The organism is Peptostreptococcus anaerobius VPI 4330 = DSM 2949 (assembly GCF_000381525.1).
Taxonomy (GTDB): Bacteria; Bacillota; Clostridia; order Peptostreptococcales; family Peptostreptococcaceae; genus Peptostreptococcus; species Peptostreptococcus anaerobius.
In genome coordinates, this window is record NZ_KB906664.1 from 1 (window position 1) to 2,932 (window position 2,932).

2 protein-coding genes and 4 pseudogenes are annotated in these 2,932 nt (G+C 32.7%); all 6 read right to left on the reverse strand.

The window, feature by feature from the left end; all coding sequences use genetic code 11:
• Positions 1–251 precede the first annotated feature (251 nt).
• Positions 252–386, reverse strand: a pseudogene (locus tag F823_RS10995) (Maff2 family mobile element protein); the annotation flags it as partial.
• 3 nt (positions 387–389) lie between these two features.
• Positions 390–701, reverse strand: a pseudogene (locus F823_RS11380) (single-stranded DNA-binding protein).
• Between the two features lie 327 nt (positions 702–1,028).
• Entirely contained in the window at positions 1,029–1,466 is a 438-nt protein-coding gene (locus F823_RS0110260; RefSeq protein ID WP_002845884.1) for a GNAT family N-acetyltransferase, read from the reverse strand.
• Between the two features lie 81 nt (positions 1,467–1,547).
• Positions 1,548–2,357: pseudogene (locus F823_RS0110265) on the reverse strand (VirD4-like conjugal transfer protein, CD1115 family); the annotation flags it as partial.
• Positions 2,358–2,368: 11 nt separating this feature from the next.
• Positions 2,369–2,554 carry a transposon-encoded TnpW family protein gene (locus F823_RS0110270; RefSeq protein WP_002842105.1) on the reverse strand — a complete coding sequence of 62 codons (186 nt, stop codon included), beginning with the start codon at positions 2,552–2,554 and terminating at the stop codon, positions 2,369–2,371.
• Positions 2,555–2,665: 111 nt separating this feature from the next.
• Positions 2,666–2,932 (reverse strand): annotated as a pseudogene (locus F823_RS10725) (ORF6N domain-containing protein); the annotation flags it as partial.

The window sequence follows — 2,932 nt, forward strand, 5'->3', positions numbered from 1 at the left end:
ACTCCTTTACTAAATGGTTTTGTTGATATTACTATTGTATCAGAGTTCCTCTCTTTTTTTATTCAATTGTGTAACATATGTTATAGCACATTACAGTTCACAGTAAAGTTACAACACGATCACAAAACTGTACAAAAATTTGGAGCAATAACATTTTTTGTTACTGCTCCAAATTTTTATGGCTGCGTTTGCTGTACGGAATAGCGGTGGGGCTGGCTCTCCTTGTCCTGTTTTGTTGTGCTTCTTTATTAACCATGAGCATTTGCACCAGGGTTATCATTACCATATCCCTCCATAAGATTGATAACACCCCATGCTCCAAGACCAGCACCTACTGCCATTACCAAAATCTTTAATACATTAACTGCTTGTACGAAAAAATCCATTATTTATTCCTCCTCATTTTCTTCTTTCTTTTCAATTTTGTTCATAGACATAACTACAAAATTCTTATAGGTTTTTCCATCTTTAGTTCTTTTGTTGAAGTAGCCATATACATGAATGAAATCACCTTCTGAAAATTCCTTATCTACTTCAGATTTATTGCCATATGCTGCACAGTTGATATACTATCTACCTTTTCCATATCCTTTCGAAAGAGCAAAATTTACAACTTGAACTTCTTCATCACCTCTTGTAAAAGTTCCAAAAGTAGGTTCTTTTAAAAGATTGGCATTGATATTAATCATTTCTTTTTTCATTTTTTCCTCCAATTAAAAAAGCGACTGAAAGGTTAACTCCAATCGCCAAGTATTTGTATATTTAGTTGTCTTTTAGGTAGGGCTTCTTATCCTTATCATCTTTTCTCCTTTACTTTCCGTAACATATTTAAGAGAACTAGCATTTTGTCGTGTATATATTAGTGAGAGGCATTTGAAATACTAGTTGGCAACTCTTGCGAGTTTTCTCTATTTATTAATCGCAAAACATAGGGAAATTAGGCAAGAAAAAAGACGATAGATTTTTTACTTTTCTATCGTCTTACACATTTAGTATTCAATTTTTCAGTTCGACAAACTGGGAGTCACTTATTCGAAAATTTTAATAAATCTCTTTTGCGTCTTATCACATACATATCCTATATTTTCATAGAATTTATGTGCTTCTGTTCTTGCTTCTGCTGAGTTTAACCTGATAAACTTAATTAATTTTTGTCGAGAATCAATTTCTAAATGATTCATCAATTTTTTTCCAATGCTTCTTCCTTGAAACTCTGGTAAAACAGCTAATCCAAGAATATTTAATCCACAATCTGAATAAAGACTCTCATATATTTCAGCATGTATAAATCCAACAACTTTATGTAAATCCTCATCCTCATAAACATAAATCACATGATGCTTTTTATCAGATGATAGTTTTGTGATTTGATTCTCTACTAACTCTGTAGAAACAGTATATCCTAAAGAAATATCACATATTTCTCGTATAGATTGAGCATCTTCTTTTTTTATTTTTCTAATCATTTCATCACCTCCACAACTTCAAATTTATCTAGCTCTATTATATTAAATACACCCTCACTCGTATAGTTATAACAGTAAATATTACAATCTTGTAATTGCTGTATTTCTATTGAGCTTAACTTTCCCTTTTCTCTTAATATAATCTTCTATATCAAACACATTCTTTTTATCAAAATCTTCAAGAAGCTTATAGTTCTTATGCTTTGTAATATCGAATTTATCCGATAGAAATGGTCTGACACCACGAAACTGAAAAATACATTTACCGCCGTCCATGACCGTAATTTCATCTTGACTCATAAGCTCCTTACCTGTCTTTTGATAATTAAGTCCAAAACTCTTTTGATTACTCCTTGTTTCAGATGTGTTGTAAAGGTCAATGGTTTCTTTACCAAGCGTTTCAGAAAGCTCTTTAAGAGTTGTTTTCTCCTTGCCACCAAGAAACAAGGCACTATCACAGTTGCCCACAATTGTGTCAGCATTATCTTTATAGATTGCCTTTAGCTGAGATTGTGCTTGAAGAATTATACTCGCTGATATTTCTCTGGAACGGATTGTCGCTATTAGCTTTTCAAACTTTGGAATTAAGCCGATGTTTGCAAACTCATCAAGTAGGCATCTTACATGAGCAGGTAATCTTCCTCCATACACATCATCTGCCTTATCACATAACAAGTTAAATAACTGCGAATACATAATAGACACCACAAAGTTAAAAGTATCATCTGTATCGGAGATGATAACAAAGAGTGCTGTCTTTCTATCTCCCAGTGTATCAAGCTCAAGTTCATCTTCACTCATCAAGTCCCTAAGTTCCCTAATATCAAATGGAGCAAGCCTTGCACCACAAGAGATAAGAATAGATTTTGCCGTTTTTCCTGTAACAACTTGTCAAGGACTTTCTAATCATTTTTATGGGGTTTTTTATCTTTTTCTCGCTCCATTTCCCTAAGCATTATCCTTTTCAATTTATCTTGCATAGTTTCAGTCGCATTTTCATTAAAATGGACAACAACCTCATAAGTTGCCTTTCCAATCTTCTTTATGGTCTTTATTCCTGTATTTTGTTCGTTTTTATTTTCGTGCATATTAGTTTCCCTCCTGTTAGTTGCAATCAAAAAAAGACGATAGAGTTTTATTTCTACCGCCTTTCACAAGTTTTATAGCTATTCATTTAATAACGCTTTACCATTTACATATTAAATTTTCAAATCCTTATTGTTCAGCATTCCGCCAAACATCGTATGATACATATCCTTGGAAGATTCCTCTATCTTTGTAATACTTGATATTTTATTTCCTGCATCTTTTGATGATGCTCCGCAAAGATAAAAGGCTTCACTGTCTGTTCCATAGTCAATGGCAATATATCTATCGTGATACTTTTTACCTGCAATTTTCATCTTCAGATTGATATTAGGGTAATCTTTTCTAAAATCGTTTAGGATATTTTTTGTCAGCATATC